General features: G+C 75.4%; 21 protein-coding genes. 11 read left to right on the forward strand and 10 right to left on the reverse strand.

Annotated elements, in window-relative coordinates; all coding sequences use genetic code 11:
• Positions 1-110: 110 nt before the first annotated feature.
• Genes ADEH_RS21815 through ADEH_RS21835 form a run of 5 tightly spaced genes read right to left on the reverse strand, consistent with a single transcriptional unit; the run spans position 111 to position 7,148 of the window.
• A complete protein-coding gene (locus ADEH_RS21815; protein WP_081436948.1) occupies positions 111-2,027 on the reverse strand; it encodes a hybrid sensor histidine kinase/response regulator in 1,917 nt (638 codons plus the stop codon).
• Positions 1,991-3,985: a hypothetical protein gene (locus ADEH_RS21820; RefSeq protein ID WP_011423269.1), complete on the reverse strand. Its 1,995-nt coding sequence runs from the start codon at positions 3,983-3,985 to the stop codon at positions 1,991-1,993. The genes ADEH_RS21815 and ADEH_RS21820 overlap by 37 nt, the downstream gene beginning before the upstream one ends.
• Positions 3,963-4,562, reverse strand: coding sequence for a hypothetical protein (locus tag ADEH_RS21825; protein ID WP_011423270.1), 600 nt, complete (start codon positions 4,560-4,562; stop codon positions 3,963-3,965). The genes ADEH_RS21820 and ADEH_RS21825 overlap by 23 nt, the downstream gene beginning before the upstream one ends.
• Complete coding sequence (locus ADEH_RS21830; protein WP_011423271.1) at positions 4,559-5,296, reverse strand: sensor histidine kinase; 738 nt, start codon at positions 5,294-5,296, stop codon at positions 4,559-4,561. Before ADEH_RS21830 ends, ADEH_RS21825 begins: the two co-directional genes overlap by 4 nt.
• Before the next feature lie 10 nt (positions 5,297-5,306).
• Positions 5,307-7,148, reverse strand: coding sequence for a sensor histidine kinase (locus tag ADEH_RS21835; protein WP_011423272.1), 1,842 nt, complete (start codon positions 7,146-7,148; stop codon positions 5,307-5,309).
• A 297-nt stretch (positions 7,149-7,445) separates the two neighbouring features.
• Here ADEH_RS21835 and ADEH_RS21840 point away from each other — a divergent pair, with 297 nt between their 5' ends.
• Together ADEH_RS21840 and ADEH_RS21845 are read left to right on the forward strand one after the other, a co-directional pair.
• Positions 7,446-8,081: a DUF47 domain-containing protein gene (locus ADEH_RS21840; protein WP_011423273.1), complete on the forward strand. Its 636-nt coding sequence runs from the start codon at positions 7,446-7,448 to the stop codon at positions 8,079-8,081.
• Between the two features lie 39 nt (positions 8,082-8,120).
• The gene (locus tag ADEH_RS21845; RefSeq protein WP_011423274.1) at positions 8,121-9,179 is read left to right on the forward strand and encodes an inorganic phosphate transporter; all 1,059 of its coding nucleotides are present in this window, start codon (positions 8,121-8,123) and stop codon (positions 9,177-9,179) included.
• A gap of 3 nt (positions 9,180-9,182) precedes the next feature.
• Here the strand turns inward: ADEH_RS21845 and ADEH_RS21850 are convergent, their stop codons facing one another.
• Positions 9,183-10,199 (reverse strand): radical SAM protein, encoded by a 1,017-nt coding sequence (locus ADEH_RS21850; RefSeq protein WP_041453769.1) that lies wholly within the window; start codon positions 10,197-10,199, stop codon positions 9,183-9,185.
• A 28-nt stretch (positions 10,200-10,227) separates the two neighbouring features.
• On the opposite strand from ADEH_RS21850, the gene ADEH_RS21855 reads away from it, so the two are divergent.
• Positions 10,228-10,713: a hypothetical protein gene (locus ADEH_RS21855; RefSeq protein WP_011423276.1), complete on the forward strand. Its 486-nt coding sequence runs from the start codon at positions 10,228-10,230 to the stop codon at positions 10,711-10,713.
• On the opposite strand, the gene ADEH_RS21860 is transcribed toward ADEH_RS21855, so the two are convergent.
• Positions 10,658-11,281, reverse strand: a complete 624-nt coding sequence (locus tag ADEH_RS21860) for a DNA-3-methyladenine glycosylase (RefSeq protein ID WP_011423277.1) — start codon at positions 11,279-11,281, stop codon at positions 10,658-10,660. The genes ADEH_RS21855 and ADEH_RS21860 overlap by 56 nt on opposite strands.
• Before the next feature lie 114 nt (positions 11,282-11,395).
• Here ADEH_RS21860 and ADEH_RS21865 point away from each other — a divergent pair, with 114 nt between their 5' ends.
• The 6 genes from ADEH_RS21865 (at position 11,396) to ADEH_RS21890 (ending at position 17,726) form a co-directional block, all read left to right on the forward strand.
• Positions 11,396-12,031, forward strand: a complete 636-nt coding sequence (locus ADEH_RS21865; RefSeq protein ID WP_011423278.1) for a hypothetical protein — start codon at positions 11,396-11,398, stop codon at positions 12,029-12,031.
• Positions 12,021-12,812, forward strand: coding sequence for a hypothetical protein (locus ADEH_RS21870; RefSeq protein WP_011423279.1), 792 nt, complete (start codon positions 12,021-12,023; stop codon positions 12,810-12,812). The genes ADEH_RS21865 and ADEH_RS21870 overlap by 11 nt, the downstream gene beginning before the upstream one ends.
• Positions 12,813-12,824: 12 nt before the next feature.
• Positions 12,825-14,294 (forward strand): pyruvate kinase, encoded by a 1,470-nt coding sequence (pyk, locus tag ADEH_RS21875; RefSeq protein WP_011423280.1) that lies wholly within the window; start codon positions 12,825-12,827, stop codon positions 14,292-14,294.
• A 28-nt stretch (positions 14,295-14,322) separates the two neighbouring features.
• Positions 14,323-15,507: a M24 family metallopeptidase gene (locus ADEH_RS21880; RefSeq protein WP_011423281.1), complete on the forward strand. Its 1,185-nt coding sequence runs from the start codon at positions 14,323-14,325 to the stop codon at positions 15,505-15,507.
• Positions 15,508-15,541: 34 nt separating this feature from the next.
• The gene (locus ADEH_RS21885; protein WP_011423282.1) at positions 15,542-17,044 is read left to right on the forward strand and encodes an MBL fold metallo-hydrolase; all 1,503 of its coding nucleotides are present in this window, start codon (positions 15,542-15,544) and stop codon (positions 17,042-17,044) included.
• Positions 17,045-17,201: 157 nt separating this feature from the next.
• Positions 17,202-17,726, forward strand: coding sequence for a hypothetical protein (locus ADEH_RS21890; RefSeq protein WP_232287376.1), 525 nt, complete (start codon positions 17,202-17,204; stop codon positions 17,724-17,726).
• A gap of 227 nt (positions 17,727-17,953) precedes the next feature.
• On the opposite strand, the gene ADEH_RS21895 is transcribed toward ADEH_RS21890, so the two are convergent.
• The 3 genes from ADEH_RS21895 to ADEH_RS21905 all read right to left on the reverse strand — a co-directional run bounded on the left by ADEH_RS21895 (position 17,954) and on the right by ADEH_RS21905 (position 20,568).
• Complete coding sequence (locus ADEH_RS21895) at positions 17,954-18,505, reverse strand: hypothetical protein (protein ID WP_011423284.1); 552 nt, start codon at positions 18,503-18,505, stop codon at positions 17,954-17,956.
• A gap of 129 nt (positions 18,506-18,634) precedes the next feature.
• On the reverse strand, positions 18,635-19,162 hold the full coding sequence (locus tag ADEH_RS21900) for a toxin-antitoxin system YwqK family antitoxin (protein WP_011423285.1): 528 nt from the start codon (positions 19,160-19,162) through the stop codon (positions 18,635-18,637).
• On the reverse strand, positions 19,159-20,568 hold the full coding sequence (locus tag ADEH_RS21905; RefSeq protein WP_011423286.1) for a sigma-54-dependent transcriptional regulator: 1,410 nt from the start codon (positions 20,566-20,568) through the stop codon (positions 19,159-19,161). Before ADEH_RS21905 ends, ADEH_RS21900 begins: the two co-directional genes overlap by 4 nt.
• 192 nt (positions 20,569-20,760) lie before the next feature.
• Between ADEH_RS21905 and ftsH the strand changes: the two genes are divergently transcribed.
• Both ftsH and ADEH_RS21915 read left to right on the forward strand, forming a co-directional pair.
• The gene (ftsH, locus tag ADEH_RS21910) at positions 20,761-22,626 is read left to right on the forward strand and encodes an ATP-dependent zinc metalloprotease FtsH (protein WP_011423287.1); all 1,866 of its coding nucleotides are present in this window, start codon (positions 20,761-20,763) and stop codon (positions 22,624-22,626) included.
• Positions 22,627-22,837: 211 nt separating this feature from the next.
• Positions 22,838-24,232, forward strand: coding sequence for a phospholipase D-like domain-containing protein (locus ADEH_RS21915; RefSeq protein ID WP_041453997.1), 1,395 nt, complete (start codon positions 22,838-22,840; stop codon positions 24,230-24,232).
• Positions 24,233-24,335 lie beyond the last annotated feature (103 nt).

Consider the following 24,335-nt stretch of genomic DNA (forward strand, 5'->3'; position numbering starts at 1 on the left):
GCGTCCCTCGACTCCGCGCGGCCTCGCGGCCGCGCTACGCTCGGGATGAGCGCGACTCTCCGCTCACCCTGAGCGTAGGACGGACCGGAGGTCCGTCCGGAGTCGAAGGGTCACGCCGCCACGCGCGGCGGCCCGAGCAGCCGGCGCAGGTGCGCGAGCAGCGCCTCGCTGGTGAACGGCTTCTGGATGAGCTCCACGTCGCCGTCCACCAGCCGGTCCTGCACCAGCACGTCGTCGGTGTGGCCGGTCATGAACAGCACCTTCATCCCGGGCTGCCCCGGCGAGAGCGCCTCGGCCAGCTCCGCGCCGGTCATGCGCGGCATGACGAGGTCGGTGAGCAGCACGTCCACGCGGCCGCCGCGGGCGCGCGCCGCCTCCAGCGCCTCGGCGCCGTTCCGGCCGGAGACGACCTGGTAGCCGCTGCCGGAGAGCACGCGCCCGAGCAGCGTCCGGAGCGCGTCCTCGTCCTCGGCGAGCACCACCGTCTCGCCCAGCCCGCGCGGCGCCGCGGCCGGCACCGAGACCGCCACCCGCGCCGCCGCCTCGTCGGCGGCCGGCAGGTACACGGTGAACGACGTGCCCGCGCCCGGGCGCGACTCCACCCGGATGGCGCCGCCGGCCTGCCGCACGATGCCGTAGACGGTGGCGAGCCCGAGCCCGGTGCCGGTCTCCTTGGTGGTGAAGAACGGCTCGAAGATGCGCGCGCGCACGTCCTCGGTCATGCCGACGCCGGAGTCGCGCACCGTGAGCGTCACGTAGCGCCCGGCCGGCAGCGAGAGCTCGCGCAGCGCCTGCGGGACCTCGACGTTCGCGGTGGCGATGTGGAGCGGCCCGCCGTCCGGCATCGCGTCGCGCGCGTTCACCGCCAGGTTGAGCAGCACCTGCGCCAGCTGGTCGGCGTCGGCGAGCACCGGCCACGGGTGCTCCTGCAGCGCGGTGGTGACCTCGATCCGCTCTCCGATGGCGCGGCCGAGGAGCTTGCCCAGGTCCTGCACCACCTTGTTGAGCGACAGCACCTCCGGCCGGAGCAGCTTCTTGCGCGAGAGCGTGAGGAGCTGCCGGGTGACGCCCACCGCGCGGTGCGCCGCCTCGATGATCCCGTCGGCGCACTCGCGCAGGCGCGGGTCGGTGGCGGGGAGGTCGCGGACCAGCAGCTCGGAGTAGCCGAGCACCACCGCGAGCACGTTGGAGAAGTCGTGGGCGACGCCGCCGGCGAGCCGGCCCACCGCCTCCATCTTCTGCGCCTGGCGCAGGTTCTGCTCGAGCTCGCGGCGCTCCGCCTCGGCCCGCTCGCGCTCCGACATGTCGCGCACCGACACCACCCGCAGCCCGCGGTCGTGCAGGCGCAGCGCGTCCACCGTCACCTCCACCGGGAAGGCGGTCCCGTCGGCGCGCCGGTGCCGCCCCGGGGCGGCGTGGATCCCGGCGGCCGGGCCGCCCTCGCCCCCTTCCTCCTCGAGCAGGTCGGCGTAGCGCAGGTCGCGGAGCGCGTCGCGGTCGCGGCCGTAGAGCCGCTCGGCGGCCGGGTTCGCGTCCTCCAGCCGGCCCGACTCCGCGTCCACCAGCAGGATGGCGTCGGAGGAGGTCTCGAACACGCCGCGGTGCAGCGCCTCGCTCTCCACCAGCCGCGCCACCAGCTCGCGCTGCGAGCGCTTCATCCGCACCTTCTCGACCGCGTTCTCCACCTTGAGGTTGAGCGCGTCGTAGTCGGAGACCGGCTTCGTCACGTAGTCGAACGCGCCGATCTGCACCGCCTGGATGGCGGAGTCGAGGGAGGCGTAGCCGGTGACGAGGATGACCTCGACGTCGGGCTTGGCCGCCTTGAGCTGCCGGGCGACGTCGAGGCCCGAGCCGTCGCCCAGGTTCTTGTCCACCAGCGCCACGTCGATGTCGCCGGGCTCCGCCGCGCGGGCCAGCGCCTCGCGCGCCGAGCCGGCCAGGAGCAGGGTGCGCCCCTCGCCCTCGAGGAACCGCCGGAACACGTCGAGGATCACGGGCTCGTCGTCGACGATGAGGATCGTCGCCATGTCGCCTCCGGGAGATCGAAGCGGACCCCGGCCGAGAGGCCCGCCGCCGCGAGCGCGCCGAGCGGCGAGCGCCCGGCGGCCAGCAGCGACGCCTCCAAGAATGGGGTCGCGAAGCGGAACGGCCAGCCCACGCCCAGGGTGGCGCGGAGCGCGGGGGCGGTGCCGGAGTCGGCGGGGGCACCGTCGGGATCGACGCGGGCGAGCAGCGCGCCCGCGGCCAGGCTCCCCCACAGCTCCGGCCCGCGGCGCAGCTCGCGCCGCACCGTGGCGCCGCCGAGGAGCGTCAGCCCCCGCGCCGGCGCGTCCGCCCGCACCATCACCGCCTCGCCCCGGCTGCCGGGGACGGCGAGGTCGCGGTGATCGCCGAAGCCGAGCGCGCCGGCCTCCAGGCGCCAGGCGAGGACGTACGTGGGGGGCAACACGCCCCGGACCGGCAGCTCCGTCGCGAGCCCCGCGCTCGCGGCAGTGAAGCGCCCGCGCAGGTCCCACAGGACGCCCGCGGTGGGGTGGATCGCCGGCCCGTGGGGCGGGACCAGCAGGAGCTCGGCGGTGGCCCGCGCCTGGCCCACCTGGGCGAGCACGGTCTCGCCGGTCCGGGCCGGGACGGCCGGCGCGCGGTAGCGCACCCGCCAGCTTCCCGCGCCGTCCGGCTCCACGCCCAGGATCGACCCGCGCCGCGCCGAGACGGCCGGCACCGCGCGCACCGGGTTGTCGAAGCGATCGAGCACCGTCACCCGGAGCGCCGCGTCGTGGCCGCCGTCGGCGAGCAGCACCGCGTCCTGAGGCGAGAAGCGCGCCTGCGCGGGCGGGCCGGGCTGGAGCGGCAGCGCGCGCGAGCCCGTGATCCCGGCGGCCGGCGCGCGGGCGGTGATGACCACCTCGCCGCGGCCGCCGAAGCCGGGGCGGACCCGCAGCCGCGCCGCGACCGCGCCCACGCCGGCCGGCGCCGGGGCGGAGAGCGTGCCGCCCTGGGCCGCCAGCTCCACCGGCGCGTCCACCGCGTTGCCGGCGGCGTCGAGCACGCGGGCGGTGACGCCCACCTCCTCGACCGAGCCGGCCACCACCGCCTCGCGGTCGAACGCCACCGCCACCGTGGCCGGCGGCCCGGCGATCGCGTCGAGCCGGATCACCGCGCGCGACGCGGGCGAGCCGGGGAGGCGCACCACCAGCCGGTCCTCGCCCACCGCGCCCGGCGGCAGGGTCCAGATCGCCTCGAACGCGCCGGGCTCGCGCGCCACCGCGCTCACGCTGCCGCGCGAGGCCTCGAACGCCGGCACGTCGCCGCGGCGCGCCGCCCCGTGCGGCGCGACCACGTACGCGAGCACGCGCACGTGCTCCGCCTGGTCGGCGTGCACCGCGACGTGGTCCGCCACCGCGTGCACGAGCGAGGTCTCCGGGACGTGCAGGTCCACCGGGCGGAAGCCGTGGTGCGCCTCGCGGACGCCGGGCGGGACCACCACCGGGATGACCGCCAGCCCGTCCGGCCCGGCGCGCCGCGGCCCGAACGTCCGGTCGCCGATGCGCAGCACGATCTCCTCGCCGGGCTTCGAGCGCACCCGCGCGTCGCCCTGCCCGGAGAGCGGCAGCGCCACCCACCCGTCCACCGGCCCGCGCGCGGTCCGGCCGGTGGCCGCCACGATGGCGACCTGCGGGTAGCGCTCGGCGGGCGGGCGGTAGCGCGCCGCGAAGCCGCCGCCGGCGAGGCGCCGGAGCCCCTCCACCCGGCCGGCGTTGGTGGACAGGGAGAGCTCCTCCACCTCGGCGGGCGCGTGGATGCGCAGCTCGGCCGCGCCGTCCCGCCCGAGCAGCAGGCGCGGCGGATCGGCCACGATGCGCAGCGCGCCCCCGGAGCCGGGCGCCGGCTCGTCGAGCGCGGGGGCGCCGGCCGGCGCGAGCGCCGCCAGCACCGCCATGGCCGCGAGGGCGCGGGTGGGGCTAGGGCGGCGGCGGCGGTGCATTCCAGTCCATCTCGAGCGACTCGATCGTGGCCGGCCCGGCCGCGGCGGGCGGGCAGCGGCCGGCGGGCGCGGGCCCGGCGCCGGGACGGCACTCCGGCGCGGGGGCGGGCTCGGGCCGCTCCTGGGCGCGGCGCGCGGCGGCGCGCGCGAGGACGCCCGGCGCCACCTCGGCGGACGGGCGCGCCTTGGCCCGGAACGCCTCGGCGGTCGCGGCCGGGGGCGCGGCCGCCGGCGCGGCGGCGGCCCCCGAGGCCGGGGCGGCGGACGGCGCGGAGGCCGCCGCGGGAGCAGCGGCCGGCGCGGGCGCGGCGGCGGACGCCGGGGTGGCGGCGCGGGCGGCCGGGGCCGGGGCCGGCCGCGGGGGGCGGCGCGCGGCGGCGGCCGGCGCGGGCGAAGGGGCCGGCGTCGAGGGCGCCGCGACCGTGAGGACCGCCGGGCTCGCCGGCGTCGCCGCGAGCTCGGCCTCGACCGGCGGCGCCGCCGCGTGCCGGCGCGCGGACAGGAACGCGCCCGCGATGGCCGCGGCCATCCCGGCGGCGAGCGCCAGCCAGGCGGCCAGGCGCGCCGCGCGGATCACGGCCTCGCCTCCGCCGGCGCGGCCGGGATGGAGATGCAGAACTCGGTCACCGCCCAGGGGAGCCGGGCCGGGTCGTCGGCGTCCACCAGCGTCACCGCGCCGCCGAAGCGGCTCATGAGCCGGCGCGAGATGTGGAGCCCGAGGCCGGTGCCGTGCCCCGGCGGCTTGGTGGTGAAGCGCGGCTCGAAGACGTGCGCGCGGATCTCGGCCGGGATGCCCGTGCCCGCGTCCGACACGCGCACCTCGATCCCGTCGCCGGCCGCCTCGAGCACCCGCACCTCCACCCGCCCCGGGGGGACACCATGCACCGCGTCGAGCGCGTTGGCGATGAGGTTCGTCGCCGCGTGCACCAGCGCGCCGGGCGCCCCGAAGCCGTCGGGCAGGCGCGCCGCGGGGGTGAACGCGAAGCGCGATCCGAGCGGGCGCACGCGGAGCGCGAGCAGGTCCACCGCCCGCGCGACCACCGGCGCCACCGCGAAGCGCACCGGCTCGGCGTCGCCGGCGCGGAACAGCTCGTCGTAGCCGTTCACCACCTCGCCCATGCGCGCGAGCTGGCCGCGCAGGATCCGCCACGCCTCCTGCTGCGCCAGCGCCGGGCCGGCGGCGCGCTCGAGCAGCGTGGCCGCCGCGTCCGCGCCCATGAGCGGCTGCCGCAGCTCGTGCAGCAGCGCGGGCGCGAGCAGCTCGGCGTCGAGCAGCGCCAGTCCGGGCGGATCCTCGTGCTTCCTCTTCATGCGCGCTCCGTCAGGCGAGGTGCGCGGCCGTGGCCGCCGGGAGCAGCACCGTGATGGCCGCCCCCGCCCCCTCCTCGCTCTCCACCACGATCCGCCCGTGGTGGGCCTCCACGATGCTGTGCGACACCGACAGGCCCAGGCCGACGCGGCCCGGGTGCTCCTTGGTGGTGAAGAACGGGTCGAAGATCCGCTCCCGGATGGTGACCGGGATGCCCTTGCCGGTGTCGGCGATGCGGAGCCGCAGCGCCTCGCCGTCCACCGTGCCGAGCGAGACCTCCAGCGAGCCGCCGCGCGGCATGGCGTTGATGGCGTTCTCCACCAGGTGCGCCACCACCTGCTGGATCTGCACCGGGTCGCCCTGCGCGTCGGGGAGCCGCTCGTCGAAGCGGGTGGTGAGCTCGATGCCGGCGGCGCGGAGGCGGTCCTCGTAGAGCGCGAGCGCGGCGCGGACCGGGCCCACCAGCGAGAAGCGCCGGCCCTGCATGGACCGCTCCTGGTCGGCGAAGCTGCGCAGGTCCTCCACCACCCGCGCGACGCGCGCGGTCTGCTCCTGGGCCCGCCCGATCATCTCCGCATGCGCGCTGCCCGCCGGCAGCTCGCGCTTCAGGATGGCGAGGTAGCCCACGATCGCGGTCATGGGGTTGTTGAGTTCGTGCGCGAGGCCCGCCCCCAGGGATCCGAGCGCGGCCAGGCGGCGGGTGCGCAGGATCTGGTCCTGCGCGGTCTTCAGCTCGGCGGTGCGCTCCTCGACGCGCGACTGCAGCTCGCGGTTCCAGCCGCGGATCTCCTCGTCGCGCCGGCGCAGCTCCCCGGTCATGCGGGCGAAGGCGCGCCCCAGCTCGGCGATCTCGTCGCGGCCCTTCTCCGACACCGGGGCCGAGTAGTCGCCGGCCGCGATCGCGGCGGCGGCGCGCGAGAGCCGCTGCACCGGCCGCGTCACCATCCGCGCCAGGAACGCGCCGACGAGCAGCGCCAGCACGAGCGCCACCCCGGACCAGCCCACCGTGTAGAAGCGCAGCCGCTCCGCCGCGCTGAACGCGACCGCCATGGGCTGGGCCACCACCGCGCCCCAGCCCAGCGAGCCGAGCGGCGCGAACGCGGACAGCCAGCGCTCGCCGTCCTGCCGCCGCACCAGCCGCGACCAGGCGAGGCCCTTCCCGAAGCCGACCTCGGAGAGCCGGCGCTCCTCGGTGGTGAGCGGCCCGGCCTGCACCCCGGCGATGAGCTCGCCGTGGCCGTCCACCAGGTACGCGAGCCCGCCGGCGCCGGACAGCTCGGCGATGCGGTGCTCCACGTCGCGGAGCAGGATCTCCGCCGCGAGCGTGCGGTCCTTGCCGATGCGGAGCGCCACCGCGATGCGGGCCGGGCCGCGCTCGCCGCGGTACGGGGCCGAGATCGTGGTCGCGCCGGCCTTGGCGGGCGCGCGCGGGATCTGCCGGGCGAAGCGGTCGAGGTCGCGGTCGTCCACCGGCTCGCGGCCGGCCAGCGCCGGGTCGCGCTCCGGCCGCCGCTCGAACACCGGCCCGGCCACCGGCGTGTTCGCGTCGTCCACCAGCACCAGGATCGAGACGAACGGGAGCTGCCGGTACGGGATGTCGAGCACGGCCGACAGCTCGCCGCGCGAGAACTCGTCGAACGGCATGGCCGAGACCGCGAGGCGCAGGCTCTCCACCGAGTTCCCGACGAACCGCTCGGTGAACAGCGCCAGGTCCTCGGCCGCCTGGACCTGCATCCGGCCGACGGTGCGCTGCAGCTCGTCGCGGCTCACCGTGTACGAGACGAGCCCGAGCAGCGCGACCGGGAGGACCCCGACCGCCAGGAGCACGAGCCCGATCTTCGCGCCGAACCGCATGCGGTGCCCGGGTCCTTCCCGTGGGTGCCGTTGACGTTCCAGCCCGCGGGAGGCCGGTTGCCCGGCCGTCCCTCGCAGGAGGGGGAATATGGCCGCCACCAGGGAAGGTGGGCAAGCCTCGCAGGTGGCGGAATGTCCCACAAACCCGGGACGGAGCGAAGGAAAGTCGGTCCGCGGCGGGCGCCTGACCCCCAGATGGACCCGCTCTGACAGTGGAATCCGGCGCGTTCAGAGTCGTTTGACTGCCCCGCCGGAATCGGTATGGTGCGCGCGCTTGCCCTCCCAGGGAGACCCTCGATGACGATGCTCGAGAAGCTGATGCCGAAGTCGGACGACTTCTTCTCCGACTTCGAGGCGCAGGCGGCGACCGTGGTGGAGGGGGCGAAGCTCCTGAAGCAGCTGCTCGAGGACTTCACCGACGTCCCGAGAAAGTGCCAGGCGATCAAGGACGTAGAGCACAAGGCCGACGACATCACCCACCGCGCCTTCGCCCGGCTCCACACGCAGTTCATCACCCCGTTCGACCGGGCCGAGATCCACCGGCTGCTCTCCCGCATCGACGACGTGCTCGACCTCGCCGACGCGGCCGCCGAGCGCCTCGGCCTCTACGACATCGACCAGGTGCTCCCCGAGGCGCGCGACCTCGCCGCCGTGCTGGTGGCCCAGGCCCTCAAGATGGAGGAGGCGGTGAAGGGGCTCCGGAACATGAAGAAGGACCCGGAGACCATCCTCGAGGCCTGCAAGGAGATGAACGTCCTCGAGAACCAGGCCGATCACCTCACCCGGACCACCATGGCGAAGCTGTTCAAGCGCGGGAACGACCCGCTCACGGTCATCAAGTGGAAGGAGATCATCGATCTCATCGAGACCGCGACCGACCGGGCCGAGGACGTGGCGAACGTGATCGAGGGCGTGGTGCTGGAGCACGCCTAGACGATCCCTTCCCTCCCCGCCGCGCCCCGGTCCGCCGCCATGCTCATCCTCGTCATCCTCCTCGTCCTGGTCGCGCTCGCCTTCGACTTCATCAACGGGTTCCACGACGCCGCGAACTCCATCGCGACCGTGGTCTCGACCCGGGTGCTCTCGCCGCTCGTCGCGGTGGGCTGGGCGGCGTTCTTCAACTTCATCTCCGCCATGCCGGTGCTGTGGGGCGCGGAGCTGAAGGTGGCCGCCACCATGGGCAAGGGGATCGTCCACTTCGAGCAGCTCAAGGCGGGCGGGATCTCGCTCGTGCTCATGGTGGTGTTCGCCGCGCTCATGGGCGCGATCGTCTGGAACCTGCTGACGTGGTGGTGGGGGCTGCCCTCGTCGTCCTCGCACGCGCTCGCCGGCGGCATGATCGGCGCCAGCCTGCCGCCGCTCGGGTTCGCCGGCCTCATCCCCTCCGGCATCCTCAAGATCGCCGCGTTCATCGTGCTCTCGCCGCTCATCGGCATGGTGCTCGGCTCGGCGATGATGGTGGCGACCGCGTGGGTGGTGCGGAAGAACACGCCCGCGCGCGTGGATCGCTGGTTCCGCCGCCTCCAGCTCGTCTCGGCCGCCATCTTCAGCTACAGCCACGGCACGAACGACGCGCAGAAGGTGATGGGCATCATCTCCGTCATCCTCTACGGCACCATCTGGGCGGACCGCGCCGCCATGACCCCGGGCCACTTCCCGGTGCCGTTCTGGGTGGTGCTCTCCTGCCACGCGGCCATCGGCCTCGGGACCATGTTCGGCGGCTGGCGCATCGTCCGGACCATGGGCCACAACCTCACCAAGCTGCAGCCCATCGGCGGCTTCTGCGCCGAGACCGGCGGCGGCGTGACCATCCTCGCGCTCGCCCACTTCGGCATCCCGGTCTCCACCACCCACACCATCACCGGCGCCATCGTGGGCGTGGGCTCGACCAAGGGCACGCGCGCGGTGCGCTGGGGCGTGGCCGGCCGGATCATCTGGGCCTGGATCTTCACGATCCCGGCCGCGGCGATCGTCGCCGGCGTCATCTTCCTGGTGACGCGCGCGATCGTGAGCGTGATCGGCGTCGGCTGACGATCAGTCGCCGCGCCGCCGCGACGCCAGCATCCCGCAGGCGGCGTGCTCGTCCTGGCCGCCGGAGTAGCGGCGGACGACGGGCGTGCCGGGCAGCTCGCGGGCGAGCGCGTCGCGGAACGCGTTCCACTCGTCCTCGTCCGGCGGGCGGTACCGGCCGGACGCGTCGTTCACCGCGATGGGGTTGAGGCGCACCGGGATCCCGGCGAGCAGCCGGCCCAGCGCCGCCGCGTCCTCCTCGCCCACGTTCACGCCCGAGATCATCACGTACTCGAGCGTCACCCGGCCGCGCAGCGCCGCGTGCTCGCGGATCGCCTCGACCAGCTCGTCGAGCGGGAAGCCCTGCTCCACCGGCATGAGCGCGCGCCGCTTCCAGGGCATGGCGGCGTTGAGCGAGATGCACAGGCGGAACTTGTGCCCCTCGGCGGTGTAGCGGCGGATCATGGGGACCACGCCGGCGGTGGAGATGGAGATGCGCCGCGCGTCGATGCGCGCGCCGGCCGGATCGCAGAGCGCGTAGGCGGCGGCCAGCACCTCGTCGTAGTTCAGGAACGGCTCGCCCTGCCCCATGAACACCACGCCGGTGATGGGCCGCTCCGAGTCCGCCCGCACCGCGAGGAGCTGCGAGACCATCTCCCAGGACCGCAGCGAGCGATCGAGGCCGAGCTTCGCGGTGGCGCAGAACGCGCAGCCGAGCGCGCAGCCCGCCTGCGAGGAGAGGCACACCACGTGGTGCGTGTCGTAGAGCGGGATCCGCACCGTCTCGACCCGCAGGCCGTCGGGCAGCTCGAACAGGTACTTACGGAAGCCGTCCTTCGCGTCCACCGACTCGAGCAGGCGCAGCTCGCCCGGCGTGGCGAGCGCGTCCACCTCGTCGAGCACCGAGCGGCGGACGTTCCGCGCGTCGCGCAGCGGGGCGCCGCGCCCGATCACCGCGCCGGTGATCCGGCGCGCGTCCTCGAGGGAGATGCCGGCCCGGCGCGCCAGCGTGCGGCTGTCCTGGCCGGCGAGGTGGAGCACGGCGGCGAGATAGCATAAGTTCGCGCCGATGAGAGCACTCGCCGCCGCCGCACTCCTGTTCCTCGCGGGGTGCGTCACGTACAGCCAGCCGCCGGAGAACGCGCCGCCCCCTGCGCCGGAGGGCGAGGCGCCGCCCGAGGCCTCGCCACCTCCGCCGCCGGCGCCGCCCGCGCCGTCGGAGGCCGAGCCCGCGCCGCCCCCGCAGCAGCAGCCCCAGCGGCAGCCGCCTCCGCCGCCCGCCCCGCCGGAGGCGGCGCCCCCGCCCGCGCCGCGCCCCGGCTACCTGGGCCGCGACCAGGCGATCGAGACGGCGTTCCGCGTGGCGCGCGAGCGCAGGCTCCAGGTGGACACCGTGAAGCACGCGTACCTCGACGAGCCCGCCGCGCGCTGGCACGTGGACGTCGCGGGCCCGCGCGACTTCGCGCGCGTGGTGCTGGACGCGCGCGACGGCCGGCTGCTCAAGGGCCGCTTCCGCGCGGGCGGCGCGGACGCGGCGCCGGAGCGGGCGCCCTAGCGGCGCGGGCCCCCGCCGGCGCCGGGCGGCTCACCCAGGCGCTGCCGCGCAGCGCGAAGCGCCAGGGCCGCGCGGCCCAGGGGCCGGCGTAGCCCACGTTCACGCGCGGCCCGGTCACCACCGCCTCCCGCGGCGCCGGCGCGTCCTCGATGAAGAGCTCCTCGCCCCACAGGTCGCGGCCGTTGTCGTGCTCGCGCCGGATGGCGAGCGCGCGGCACAGGTTCCCGGGCCCGCGGGTGGAGTGCAGGCATCCCTCGATCGGCTCGGCCGCGCGGATCAGCACCGCCGACGGGAACCCCTCCGGCCCGGTCACCACGTTCATGCAGTGGGACGTTCCGTAGATGAGGTACACGTACGCGCGGCCGGGCGGGCCGAACATGATGGCGGCGCGCGGCGTGGGGCCGGCGCGGGCGTGCGAGGCCCGGTCGTCGGGCCCGTGGTAGGCCTCGGTCTCGACGATGCGCGCGGCGCGACGCACCCCGCCGTCGAGGTGCACCAGCACCTTCCCGAGCAGCGCCCTCGCCACGGTGCGCGTGTCGCGCGCGTAGAACGCCTGCGGCAGCTTCATGCGGACCGCGGACGCTACCTCGCGGGAGCGTCCCGCGCCAGGTAGCCGAACCCCACAGGGAGTGCGGACGCCCGCTGCGCCGGCCCCGCCGAGTGTGCCAACCTTCGGGCGGACGTGCGCCCGCTCTCCCTCATCGCCCTGCTGCTCGCGCTCCCCTGCGCCGCGCTCGCGGCGCCGGCCGCGGCGAAGGACGACGACTTCGAGCCCGACGAGCCGCTGCGCTCGCTCGCGCTCGGGCCGCTGCCCCGCGCCAAGGCCATGGTCTCCGCCGACGTGGGCTGGCTGCGGAGCGGCGTCGGCCTCGGCGTCGGCCTCGGCGCGGCGCTCGACCTCGTGCTCCGCATCGACGCCATGCCGCTCTACGAGAAGGGGTTCGGCGGCCAGCGCGAGCTGCAGGGCGGCCTGCGCTTCTCGCCCATCGCCGAGGAGGACCTGCGCCTCACCGTCCAGGCCACCGGCGGCCAGGTGTTCATCTCCAAGCCGGCCGAGGTGGTGACGTTCACCACCGTGCGCGGCGAGATCCTGCTCGGCGCCACCTTCGACCTGCTCAGCCCGTACGCGCGGCTGGGGGTCCGCACGATGAGCCGCAACGTCGAGGGCGCCGACGCGTGGCAGCGCGAGGAGGAGATCGGCCTCGGCGTCGAGCGGGTGCTCGGGCGCTTCGTGGTCGGCGCCGAGGGCTACCTCCTCGCCCGGCCGCACCGGTCGGGCATGGGCCAGTGGAGGCTGCGGGTCGGCTATGCGCTCTAGCGGACGGCACGGCGGGCACGGGCGGCGGGCCGCCCTCGCGGCGGCGCTCGCGCTGGCGGCGCTCGGCGGCTGCGCCACCCGCGACGTCGAGACCACGCCGTTCCGCCTCCGCGCGGAGGGCCCGGACGGCGCCTCGCTGGTGGACGCGCTCTCCAGCGCCGGCTTCATCGTGGTGACCGGCCCGGCCAGCCTCCCGTCGCCCACCACGCTGCGGGTGGGCCCGGCGGTGGTGGAGGACGAGAACGGCGCCCGCACGCTCGAGTCGGTCACGTTCTCGCTCGATCCCGCGGCGGTGCCCGACCTCGCCTTCCCCCCGCGGCTGGCCGGGCTGACGGTGACGGTGGAGATGAACGTGGACCCGCGCGGCACCGGCCCGTTGCGCGAGCCGCTCACCATCCCCGCGCTCCGGATCGCGAGCGGCGAGACGGCGCGGAGCTACGAGTTCCTCGCCGGCGAGTCCGCCTACACGCTCGCGGACGGCATGCCGGGCGTGCCCGCGCTGCTCGGCCCGTTCATCGGCACCGAGGACATCCCCTTCTTCGAGGTGCGCCCGAACTGGACCGAGTCCGAGCCGGCGAAGTGCGGCATGGTGTACGACGCCGACATGCTGCGCGTGACGCAGTCCATACCCGTGGTGACGCTGGCCGCCGGGCGGAGGGCCCAGGTGTACGTGGGGCTCCGCGCCGAGCCCTGGAACGTGGTGCACGTGCTGTCGTGGCACCGCCGCGGCACCTGCGCCGGGCAAGCGGGATCGTGGACGCAGTTCGCGGCCTGGCGTTAAAACACTCCTTCCATGCGCCGCGCCAAGATCGTCGCCACCCTCGGACCCGCGTCCGGCGAGCCGGACGTGCTCGCCAGGCTCCTCGAGCAGGGGGTGGACGTCGCCCGCCTGAACTTCTCCCACGGCCGTCACGAGGACCACGCGCGGATGCTCGACAAGATCCGCGCCGCCTCGCGCCACCTCGGCAAGGCGGTGGCCGTGCTGCAGGACCTGCAGGGCCCGAAGATCCGCACCGGCCCGCTGAAGGCCGGGAAGGCGGGCGTGCAGGTCGAGGCCGGGCAGGAGCTCGTCATCACCACCGAGGGCGAGCTGCCCGGCGACGCCCACCTCGTCTCCACGACCTACCCGCACCTCGCCGAGGACGTGCGCGCCGGCGACCGCCTGCTCGTGGACGACGGCCTGCTCGAGTTCCGCGTGCTCGCCACCGACGGCGTGCGCGTGCGCACCGAGGTGGTGGAGGGCGGCTGGCTGGGCGAGCACAAGGGCATCAACCTGCCCGGCGTGGCGCTGCGCGCCGAGGCGCTGTCCGAGAAGGACCGCGCCGACGTGGCGTTCGGCATCTCGCACGGCGTGGACTACGTGGCGCTCTCGTTCGTGCGCACGCCCGAGGACATCGCGCTCTGCCGGGACGAGATGGAGCGCGCCGGCCGGGTGGTGCCCATCATCGCGAAGATCGAGAAGCCCGAGGCCATCGACAACCTCGACGCCATCATCGCGGCGGCCGACGGCGTGATGGTGGCCCGCGGCGACCTCGGCGTGGAGATCCTGCCGGAGCGGGTGCCGCTGCTGCAGAAGGAGATCTGCTCGAAGGCGAACGCCTCGGGCAAGCCGGTGATCATCGCCACGCAGATGCTGAACTCGATGATCGAGCACCCGCGCCCCACCCGCGCCGAGGCCTCCGACGTCGCGAACGGGATCTGGGACGGCGCCGACGCGGTGATGCTGTCCGGCGAGACCGCCAGCGGCCGGTTCCCGCTCGCGGCGGTGCAGATGATGGACCGGATCGTGCGCGAGGCCGAGGCGGGCACGCCGGCCGCGCTCCACGCGCGCATCCCGCCGCCGGCGCGCCCGGCCCCGTTCAACCTGGTGACGGCCTCCGCCGCGTGCGAGGCGGCCGAGGCCGCCGGCGCGGTGGCGATCTGCTGCTTCACGCTGCGCGGCGAGACGGCGCGGCTGCTCGCGCACTTCCGCCCGCGCGTGCCCATCGTCGCGTTCTCCCCCGACCAGTCCATCCGCCGGCGCCTGGCGCTGTACTGGGGGGTGCTCCCCAAGGTCATGGAGCCGGTGAAGAACGCCGACCTGATGGCGGAGATCGTCTCCGACCGGCTGCTCGAGGAGCGGCTGGTGAAGCCGGGCGACCGGGTGGTGCTGGTCCACGGCTCGCCGCTCGGCCTGCCCGGCCAGACCAACTCGATCCGCCTGCACGAGATCACCCACCCGTCGGACCGCGGCCCCGCGCAGCGCTACCGCGTCCCGGTGTAGCGCGGTCGCCACCGCGCAGGAGAACCGCATGGACATCCCCGCCCTGCAGCGCGCGCTGGCCGAGTCGAGGCTCGACGGCTGGCTCCTCTACGACTTCCACGGCCAGAACCCCACCGCGGTGAGCGCGCTCGACCTCGCCGGCCACATGCTCACCCGGCGCTGGTTCTACCTCGTGCCGCGCGCCGGCGAGCCGGTGGCGCTCGTCCACCAGATCGAGCTGGGCTCGTTCCCGCGCCACGTGCCCGGGGCGCGGCGCGGCTACTCGTCGTGGCAGTCGCTCCGCGGCGAGCTGAGCGCGCTCCTGGGCGGGCTCGGGCCGCGGGCGCGCGTCGCCATGGAGTACTGCCCGGAGGGCGCCATCCCGTACCTGTCGCGGGTGGACGGCGGCACGCTCGAGCTGGTGCGCGGCTACGGCGTCGAGGTGGTGAGCTCCGCCGAGCTGGTGCAGCGCTTCCTGTGCCGCTGGGACGACGCGCAGGTGGAGAGCCACCGCCGCGCGCTCGCCGCCATCGACGCGGCCAAGGACGAGGCGTTCCAGCGCATCGGCGCCGCGCAGCGGAAGGGCGAGCGGATCCTGGAGACCGAGGTGCAGCGCTTCCTGATGGAGCGCTTCGCCGCCGCGGGCCTCGAGACCGACCACCCGCCCATCGTGGCGGTGAACGGCCACGCCGGCGACCCGCACTACGTGCCCTCCGAGGCCACCCCCACGCCCATCGAGCGCGGCGACCTCGTGCTCATCGACCTGTGGGCCCGCGGCACCGGCCCGCGCGACGTCTACGCGGACATCACCTGGGTCGGCTACTGCGGGGAGAAGCCGCCGGCCAAGGTGCAGGAGGTGTTCGAGGTGGTCTCCGGCGCGCGCGACGTCGGGCTCGCCACCGTGGAGCAGGCGTTCCGCGACGGGCGCACGCTGCAGGGCTGGGAGGTGGACCGCGCGGTGCGCGACTTCATCTGGTCGAAGGGCTACGGCGAGCGCTTCGTGCACCGCACCGGCCACTCGATCGGCACGAACGTGCACGGCGACGGCGTCAACCTCGACGACCTCGAGACCCACGACACCCGCACGCTCGTCCCGGGCCTGGCCTTCTCCATCGAGCCGGGCGTCTACCTGCCGGACGAGGGGCTCGGCGTCCGCTGCGAGATCGACGTGTTCCTCGCGCCCGACGGCCCCAAGGTGTTCGGCAAGATCCAGCACGAGCTGGTCCGGATCTGATCGCGCCGCGCCCCGCGCGGCCGGAGGGCCCGCGATGTCGATGACGTTCCCCGGCCTGCCCCCGCCGCCGCCGCCGCCCGAGCCGGTGCTGGCGACGGCGGTGGTGCTCCACCGCGACGGGCCGCGCGGGCGCGAGGTGTTCCTGGTCCGGCGCGGGCGCGACCTCCGCTTCGCGGGCGGGTGGCACGCGTTCCCGGGCGGCCGGCTCGACCCGGAGGACGCGCGCGTGCCGGTGGAGGGCGCGCAGGGCGAGGAGGCGCGCCTGGTCGCCTGCGCCGCCCGCGAGCTGTTCGAGGAGACCGGCGTGCTCGCGGCGCGCGGGCGCGAGCGGGTGCCGGCGGCGGCGCGCGAGGCCGCCCGGCGCGCGCTCCTCGACGGGGCGCTCGCGTTCGGCGACCTCCTCGCCGCGCACGGGCTCGCGCTCGAGGCGGCGGCGTTCACGCCGGCGGGCCGCTGGGTGACGCCCGAGCACCTGCCGCTCCGCTACGACGCGCGCATGTTCCTCTTGCCGCTCCCGGCCGGCGAGGCGCCGGTGGTGTGGCCGGGCGAGCTCGCCGACGGCGCCATGGTCCCGGCCGCCGACGCGCTCGGCGCCTGGGGGCGCGGCCAGATGCTGCTGCACCCGCCCAACCTGCACGCGCTCCGCGTGCTCGACCGGCGCGGGCCCGTGGACGCCGCCGCGCTCGCCGCGCTCCGCGACCCGCCGCACCGCGACGGCGCCATCTGCCGCCGCATCGAGTTCCAGCAGGGCTTCTTCCTCGCCGCGCTGCGGACGCCCACGCTGCCGCCCGCCACGCACACCAACGCCTGGCTGCTCCCGGCCGAGGGCGGCCTCGCGGTGGTGGACCCGGGGGCGCCGGATCCCGCCGAGCAGGCGGTGCTGTTCGCGCTGCTCGACGGGCTCGCCGCGGAGGGGCTCCCGCCGCGCGAGATCTGGCTCACCCACGCGCACCCCGATCACGTCGGCGCCGTGGCGGCGCTCGCGGCGCGGCACGGGCTGCCGGTGCGGGCGCACCCGCTCGCGACGGGGCGCGCCGGCGCGCCGGTCGAGCCGCTCCGCGAGGGCGAGCGGATCGGCGACGGCGGGCGCTTCCGCGTGCTGGAGACGCCCGGCCACGCGCGCGAGCACCTCGCGTTCCTCGACGAGCGGAGCGGGGCGCTCGTGTGCGGCGACCTCGTGAGCACGCTCTCGACCATCGTGATCGACCCGCCGGAGGGCGACATGGCCGAGTACGAGCGGCAGCTCGCCCGGGTGGAGGCGCTCGGGCCGCGCACGATCTACCCGGCGCACGGGCCGCCCGCGCCGGACGCGGTGGGGAAGCTCGCGGCCTACCGCGCCCACCGGCGCGAGCGCGAGGCGCTGGTGGTGGCGGCGCTCGCGGCGGGCGGGACGCTCCCGGAGATCACCGCGCGCGCGTACGCGGACACGCCCGCGCCGCTCCACCCGGTCGCGGCGCGGAGCTGCCTGGCGGTGCTGGAGAAGCTGCGGGGGGCGTCCCGCGCGGAAGAGGCAGGCGGGGTGTGGCGGGCGCGGTGACGGCCGGCCGGGCAGGCCACAGGACATCCGTCGGATTTCCGAGCGGAAGCCCGTGGAAAGCCGGTATCGGCTGTGTCGCTCGAGACACCAACAGCCGGCAAGGCGTTGAATTCCCTGTCCCCCGTCGAGGGCACATCCGTTGCACAACGGGCCGTCCATGCCCGATCGCGCGAACAAGCTGGCCCGGCTCGCCCTCCTCCTCGCCGGCGCCTTCCTCTTCGGCGGGGCCTCCGCCGAGGTAGCCGTTCGCACGCACCAGGCGGTCGAGCAGCTCAAGGCCGAACGCGAGATCGGCGCCGCCGGGCAGCTCGTGGCGCTCGAGCTCACCGGCGCCCAGGGCGAGGTGGTGGCGCGCCCGCGCCTCATCGCGCCGCGCGGCAAGGCGGCCGAGCTGGTGCTGCACGATCCCGCTCACCCCGGCGAGATCCGGCTCACGTTCCGCGTCGAGGCGGAGCGCGATCCGACCGGCGACATCGCGCTCGACTACGAGCTGTCGGTCCCCTCGCGCGCGGTGACCGCCCGCGGCAAGATCTCGCTCACCCCGGGCGTGGAGCAGTCGATCCAGCTCGGCGGCGGCGTCCTCGTCGCCACCTGGCTCGCGCTCCCGGTCCCGTCGGCCGGCTTCGACGCCTACCTCGAGTCCGAGGCGGCGGCGCGGCGGGCGGCGGGACGGACGAGCTAGGAGCTCGGCGCCGCACCCGCTTCCTCCCTCGACTCCGCGCGGCCTGACGGTCCCTCGACTCCGCGCGGCCTGACGGTCCCTCGACTCCGCGCCGCTGCGCGGCGCTACGCTCGGGATGAGCGATCCTTCATCCGCTCACCCTGAGCGTAGGCGACCCGAAGGCTCGCCGGAGTCGAAGGGTCACCCTCAGCGTAGGCCGTGCGGTCAGCACGGCCGGAGTCGAAGGGCTACCGCTCTTGCGCCGCCGCCTCGGCCTCGAGCGCGGCGGCCTCGGTGCGGATGCGGGCGAGGTGATCCACGAGGCGCAGGCGCTGGACCTCGAGCGCGCGCAGCCGGGCGTGGTCCTCGGCGAACGTCGAGCCCTGCGCCGGCGCCCGCGACACGGACGCGCCGCGGGCCACGACCGCGCGCTGCTGGGCGGGGCCGTGCGAGGGCTGGGCGAGCGCGCGGCGCAGCTCGCCCATGCGCAGGTCGATGGAGCGGATCGCGAGGACCACCCGGTCCGCCTCGTCGTGCAGCGCGTCGGCGCGCTCGCGCAGCTCGCCGGCGGGCGCCGCGGCGGGCGGGAGCGCGGCGCGCCCCTCCTGCCGGTCGATCGCCTCCGCCAGCTCCTGCGCCCGCACCAGCAGGCGGCCGAGCTCGCGGCCGACGTCCTCGCCCGCCAGGTGGCGCATCTTGAGCTGCTCGATGCGGGTGGCGATCGCGTCCAGCTCGGCGCGCGCCTCCAGGGCGGGCGTGGCGGTGCCGAGCGTGATGACGAGCGTCAGTTCTGCGAGCATGGTGCGCCGCTCAGGTGGAGCAACCGGCGTGCCGCGCACGGTGCGCGTGCTTTCGCGCCCTTGCGACCCGCGCCGCCGCGGAAGGGACGCATTTCCGGGCGCGGACCCTCGGAAAACCGAGCCTCCCGGTCACGGCGCGTGCGTCTGCTCGCCGTAGTCCACCGCGCCCAGCTCGCGTCCGGCCTCGTCGTAGCTGGTCCAGCGCCCGCACTGGGCCCCGCCGCAGTGCCGCCCTGCCGCCCTCCGGGCGCCGCCCGGCCAGTACGACACGAACGGGCCGTCCTGCGCCCCGAAGCGCCAGCCGGAGGTCTCCTCCACCTGGCCGGACTCGTACCAGACGGTCCAGCGCCCGTGCTTCGCGCCGCGGGCGTAGGCGCCCTCGCGGGCCCGCCGGCCGTTGCGGTGGTACTCGACGAACGGGCCGTCGCGCTCGCCGTCGCGGTACGCGCCCTCGGTCCAGGGCGCGCCGTCGTCGTACCAGGTGCGCGCCGGCCCCTCGCGGCGGTCGTTGCCGTACGCGTCCTTGCCGGCGCACCACGCCTCGAAGCCCTCCGGCGGCGCCGCGCCGCGCGGCTCGGTGCCGGGGGGACAGTCGAGCGGGGCGCCCGCGAGGAGCGCGAGCGCGGCCGAGAGCGCGCAGGCGAGCCCGGCCGTCACCCGCCCTCCTCGCCGCGCTCGCCCTGCTTCACGATCCCGTACTTCTCGAGCTTGTAGTAGAGCGCCGACGGCTTGATGCCGAGCAGCCGCGCCGTCTCCGCCTTCACGCCCTTCGCCTTCTCGTACGCGGCGAGGATGAGCTGCTGCTCCAGGTCCTCGAGGATGTCGGTGAGGCTCCGGTCGCCGCTCGGCACCGGCAGCCCGGCCGGCGCGGGCGCGTGCCGGATCCCCTCGGGCAGGTCCTCGGGCCGCACCGCGGCGCCGTCGGCGAACACCAGCGCCTGCTCGACCACGTTCTCCAGCTCGCGAACGTTGCCCGGCCACGGGTGGCGCCGCAGCAGCTCGAGCGCCTCGGGCGCGAACGACGTCACGGGCCGGCCGATGCGCGGCGCCAGCCGCTCCAGGAACGCGCGCGCCAGCTCGTCCACGTCGCCGGGCCGCTCGCGGAGCGGCGGGAGCTGGATGGGCACCACGTTCAGCCGGTAGTAGAGGTCCTCGCGGAAGCGCCCCTCCGCCACCATGCGGGTGAGGTCGCGGTTCGTGGCGGAGATCACCCGCACGTCCACCTCCACCGTCTCCTCGCCGCCGACCCGCTCGAAGCAGCGCTCCTGCAGCACGCGCAGCAGCTTCACCTGCACCGACGGCGGGATCTCGCCCACCTCGTCGAGGAACAGCGTGCCCTCGTGCGCCAGCTCGAAGCGCCCGAGCTTGCGGCGGATGGCGCCGGTGAACGCGCCGCGCTCGTGGCCGAACAGCTCCGACTCGAGCAGGCCCTCCGGGATGGCCGCGCAGGAGATCGACACGAACGGCTTCTCGCGGCGCAGGCTGGCCTCGTGGATGGCGCGCGCCACCAGCTCCTTGCCGGTGCCGGACTCGCCCAGCACCAGCACGGTCGCGTCGGTGGGCGCCACCTTGCGGATCTGGTCGTGCACCCGGCGCATCGGCTCGGAGCTGCCCACCAGGCCGTGCGGCTCGCGCTCGCGCACGCGGTCCTGGTCGAGCACCTCGGCGCGGGCCCGGGCGGTCTGCGCGCCGCGCCGCTCGCGGGCGATCTCCACCGCCTTCTCCACCCGGGCGCGCAGCGCCTCGGTGCTGAACGGCTTCTCGAGGAAGTCGATGGCGCCTTCTCGCATCGCGTCCACCGCGGTGGCGATGGTGCCGTGGGCGGAGATCACCACCACGGTGGCGTCGGGATCCTCGGCGCGGATGCGCCGGACCACCTCGATGCCGTCCACCGGCACCATGCGGAGATCGGTGACCACCACGTCGGCGGCGCGCTTGCGGTAGGCGGCGATCGCCTCGGCGCCGCCCCGCACCGCCAGGACGTCGTGGCCGAGGCGGGCGAGCGTGATGACCATGCCCTCCCGAAGCGCGTCGTGATCGTCGGCCACCAGGATCCTTGCCATCGCGGGGGCAGTCTAATCCGGATCGCCGCCCGCGCGACCGCGCCGCATCCCCCGGACGCAGGGCCGGCGCGGGCGGGCGGTCGCCGGCCGCTCGTTTTTTGGCGTGGATGCTGCGACATTTCGCATTTGTCAGGGTTCGAACGGTGGTTACGGATCAGGAATGGCGGCCGGAAGGCCGCCCGGGTGATCCCAATGAACAAGAAGACCGCCGGCTTCAACGTCGCCTACATCTTCCTCGCCGCGCTCGGCGTCCTCATGGTGCAGGACTGGTGGGCCCGCTCGCAGGCGGTCGCCACCCTCCCCTACAGCCAGTTCCAGCAGCTCGTCCGCGAGGACAAGGTGGCGAAGGTCACCGTCTCGCAGGACCAGGTCGCCGGCGAGCTGAAGGAGCCGCTCAACGGCAAGACCCGCTTCGTCGCGATCCGCGTGGACTCGGACATGGCGAAGGAGCTGGACCAGCACGGCGTCACCTACGCCGGCCGCTACGACAGCGACTTCGTGGCGATGCTCCTGTCCTGGGTGGTGCCCATCGCGCTGTTCTTCGGCGTGTGGCTGCTGCTCAGCCGGCGCATGGCGAAGCAGCTCGGCGCGGGCGGTCCGGGCGGCGGGCTCATGTCCATCGGCAAGTCGAAGGCCAAGGTCTACGTGGAGACCGACACGAAGACGACGTTCGCCGACGTGGCCGGGGTGGACGAGGCCAAGGACGAGCTGAAGGAGATCGTCACCTTCCTCAAGGACCCGAAGTCCTACGGCCGGCTCGGCGCCCGCATGCCGAAGGGCGTGCTGCTGGTGGGCCCGCCGGGCACCGGCAAGACCCTGCTCGCGAAGGCGGTGGCGGGCGAGGCGAGCGTGCCGTTCTTCTCCATCTCCGGCTCGGAGTTCGTGGAGATGTTCGTGGGCGTGGGCGCCGCCCGCGTGCGCGACCTGTTCGAGCAGGCCCGCGCCAAGGCGCCGGCCATCATCTTCATCGACGAGCTGGACGCGCTCGGGCGCGCCCGCGCCAGCATGCCGGGCATGAGCGGCGGGCACGACGAGAAGGAGCAGACGCTGAACCAGCTGCTGGTGGAGCTGGACGGGTTCGACCCCTCCGCCGGCATCGTGCTCCTCGCCGCCACCAACCGGCCCGAGATCCTCGACCCCGCGCTGCTCCGCGCCGGCCGCTTCGACCGGCAGGTGCTGGTGGACCGTCCGGACCGGGTGGGCCGCCTCGCCATCCTGAAGGTCCACACGCAGCGCGTGGTGCTCGACGACGGCGTGAAGCTGGAGGAGGTGGCGGCGCTCACGCCGGGCTTCACCGGCGCGGACCTCGCGAACCTGGTGAACGAGGCCGCGCTGGTGGCCACGCGGCGGGACGCCGAGAAGATCTCGATGGAGGACTTCAACGTCGCCGTCGAGCGGATCGTGGCCGGCCTCGAGAAGAAGAACCGGCTGCTCAACCCGCGCGAGCGCGAGGTGGTGGCGCACCACGAGATGGGCCACGCGCTGGTGGCGGCGGGCCTCGCCGGCACCGACCCGGTGCACAAGATCTCGATCATCCCGCGCGGCATCGGCGCGCTCGGCTACACCATCCAGCGGCCCACCGAGGACCGCTACCTCATGACGCGCGAGGAGCTGCAGAGCAAGATGGCGGTGCTGCTGGGCGGCCGCGCCGCCGAGCACCTCGTCTTCGACCACCTCTCCACCGGCGCCTCCGACGACCTCTCCAAGGCCACCGAGATCGCCCGCAGCATGGTGACCCGCTACGGCATGGGCGAGACGCTCGGGCCGGTGACCTACGAGACCGAGCCGAACGGCTACCTGGGCGAGCTGGGGACCCGCCGCCTCTACTCGGAGGCGACCGCCCGCGAGATCGACGTGGCGGTGCGCGACCTGGTGGAGGGCGCCTTCCAGCGCGCCGCCGGCATCCTCACCGACAACCGGGCGCTGCTCGACCAGGGCGCGTCCGAGCTGCTCGCCCGCGAGACGCTGGCCGGCAACGAGCTCCAGGCGCTGCTCGGGCGCGTGCACGGCGACGGGCCGCGCGTCGCCGCGGCCAGCGCGGCCAGCGCGGCCAGCTAGGGGGTCCCTCGACTCCGTTCACCCTGAGCGTCCCTCGACTCCGTTCACCCTGAGCGTAGGCCGCGCCGCCAGGCGCGGCCGGAGTCGAAGGGCCGGGATGAGCGACGGAGTCGAAGGGCCGGAGTCGAAGGCCCGCGCGATCCGGCACCTCGACGGCCCGTCCGTTCGATGCTTCACTGATCCGGTGTTCCGGGACGCGTGGAGCGCCGCGGTGCTGGTGGTCGCGACGGGCCTGTCGCTCGTCGCGACGGGCCACGCCGTGCTGCACAAGCGCGACGTCCGCGCGGCGCTGGGCTGGGTGGGGCTCATCTGGCTCGCGCCCATCGCCGGCGCGCTCGCGTACCTCCTGTTCGGCGTGAACCGCATCCGCCGGCGGGCCCAGGCCATCGGCCTGCCGGAGGTGCGGAGCCGCGCCGAGGACCGGCCGCCGCCGCCGCGGCTGCCGTCCGACGCCGAGCACCTCGCGCCGCTGGTGGCGCTCGCCGACGCGGTGGTGCGCCGCCCGCTCGTCGCCGGGAACGCCATCACGCTCCTGCCCGGCGGCGGCCTCGCCTACCCGGCCATGCTCGAGGCCATCGACGCGGCCCACCACTCGGTCACCTTCTGCACGTACATCTTCGACACCGGGCTGGCCGGCGACGCCTTCGCCGACGCGCTGGCCCGGGCGCACGAGCGCGGCGTGAAGGTGCGGGTGCTGGTGGACGCCATCGGCGTCCGCTACCGCTGGCCGCCCATCCACCGCCGCCTGCGCCGGCTGGGCGTGCGGACCGAGCTGTTCCTGCCGCGCCTCACCCCGGCCTGGCTGCCGTTCGTGAACCTGCGCAACCACCGCAAGATCCTGGTGGTGGACGGCCGGATCGGCTTCACCGGCGGGATGAACGTGCGCGACGAGTTCCTGCCCCGCCCCGGCGGCCCGCCGCCGTTCATGGACCTGCAGGTGCGCATCGAGGGGCCGGTGGTGGCGCACCTCCAGTCGGCGTTCGCGGAGGACTGGCTGTTCACCACCGGCGAGCCGCTCGACGGCAACGCGTTCTTCCCGCCGCTCGCGGCGGCCGGGTCGGTGCTGGCGCGCGGCGTGGCCGACGGGCCGGACGAGGACTTCGAGGCCATCCGCTGGCTGCTGCTCGGCGCGCTCTCGGCGGCGCGCCGCCGGGTGCGCGTGGTCACGCCCTACTTCCTCCCCGACCCGCCGCTCATCACCGCGCTCAACGTGGCCGCCATGCGCGGGGTCGAGGTGGACGTGGTGCTGCCGGAGCGCGGGAACCTGCCGCTCGTGCAGTGGGCGCAGACCGCGCAGCTCTGGCAGGTGCTCGACCGCGGCTGCCGGGTGTGGTGCACGCCGCCGCCGTTCGATCACACCAAGGCCATGGTGGTGGACGGCGCGTGGTCGCTCCTCGGCTCGGCGAACTGGGACCCGCGCAGCCTGCGGCTCAACTTCGAGCTGGACGTGGAGGCGTACGACCCGGAGCTGGCGGCGCGGGTGGACCGGCTGGTCGAGGACCGGCTCGCGGCGGCGCGCCCGCTCACGCTCGCCGAGGTGGACCGGCGTCCGCTCCCGGTGAAGCTGCGCGACGGCGTGGTGCGGCTGCTCTCGCCGTACCTGTGACGCCCGCGTTCACCCACCGTCGATCGAGGCGGAAGCGACCGGGGAGGATCGGGGCGGGCGGCGCATTCGTCGCCCCGCGCGTCCACGAAGTTGCGAGGCCACC

The sequence above is a fragment of the Anaeromyxobacter dehalogenans 2CP-C genome (genome assembly GCF_000013385.1).
Classification (GTDB): domain Bacteria; phylum Myxococcota; class Myxococcia; order Myxococcales; family Anaeromyxobacteraceae; genus Anaeromyxobacter; species Anaeromyxobacter dehalogenans_B.

Excerpts from the sequence above, each read along its gene's own strand:
- ADEH_RS21815 (WP_081436948.1), bottom strand. The coding sequence starts at position 2,027 with ATGGCGACGATCCTCATCGTCGACGACGAGCCCGTGATCCTCGACGTG.
- ADEH_RS21820 (WP_011423269.1), bottom strand. The coding sequence starts at position 3,985 with ATGCACCGCCGCCGCCGCCCTAGCCCCACCCGCGCCCTCGCGGCCATG.
- ADEH_RS21830 (WP_011423271.1), bottom strand. The coding sequence starts at position 5,296 with ATGAAGAGGAAGCACGAGGATCCGCCCGGACTGGCGCTGCTCGACGCC.
- ADEH_RS21835 (WP_011423272.1), bottom strand. The coding sequence starts at position 7,148 with ATGCGGTTCGGCGCGAAGATCGGGCTCGTGCTCCTGGCGGTCGGGGTC.
- ADEH_RS21840 (WP_011423273.1), top strand. The coding sequence starts at position 7,446 with ATGACGATGCTCGAGAAGCTGATGCCGAAGTCGGACGACTTCTTCTCC.
- ADEH_RS21845 (WP_011423274.1), top strand. The coding sequence starts at position 8,121 with ATGCTCATCCTCGTCATCCTCCTCGTCCTGGTCGCGCTCGCCTTCGAC.
- ADEH_RS21855 (WP_011423276.1), top strand. The coding sequence starts at position 10,228 with ATGAGAGCACTCGCCGCCGCCGCACTCCTGTTCCTCGCGGGGTGCGTC.
- ADEH_RS21860 (WP_011423277.1), bottom strand. The coding sequence starts at position 11,281 with ATGAAGCTGCCGCAGGCGTTCTACGCGCGCGACACGCGCACCGTGGCG.
- ADEH_RS21870 (WP_011423279.1), top strand. The coding sequence starts at position 12,021 with ATGCGCTCTAGCGGACGGCACGGCGGGCACGGGCGGCGGGCCGCCCTC.
- pyk (WP_011423280.1), top strand. The coding sequence starts at position 12,825 with ATGCGCCGCGCCAAGATCGTCGCCACCCTCGGACCCGCGTCCGGCGAG.
- ADEH_RS21880 (WP_011423281.1), top strand. The coding sequence starts at position 14,323 with ATGGACATCCCCGCCCTGCAGCGCGCGCTGGCCGAGTCGAGGCTCGAC.
- ADEH_RS21885 (WP_011423282.1), top strand. The coding sequence starts at position 15,542 with ATGTCGATGACGTTCCCCGGCCTGCCCCCGCCGCCGCCGCCGCCCGAG.
- ADEH_RS21890 (WP_232287376.1), top strand. The coding sequence starts at position 17,202 with ATGCCCGATCGCGCGAACAAGCTGGCCCGGCTCGCCCTCCTCCTCGCC.
- ADEH_RS21895 (WP_011423284.1), bottom strand. The coding sequence starts at position 18,505 with ATGCTCGCAGAACTGACGCTCGTCATCACGCTCGGCACCGCCACGCCC.
- ADEH_RS21905 (WP_011423286.1), bottom strand. The coding sequence starts at position 20,568 with ATGGCAAGGATCCTGGTGGCCGACGATCACGACGCGCTTCGGGAGGGC.
- ftsH (WP_011423287.1), top strand. The coding sequence starts at position 20,761 with ATGAACAAGAAGACCGCCGGCTTCAACGTCGCCTACATCTTCCTCGCC.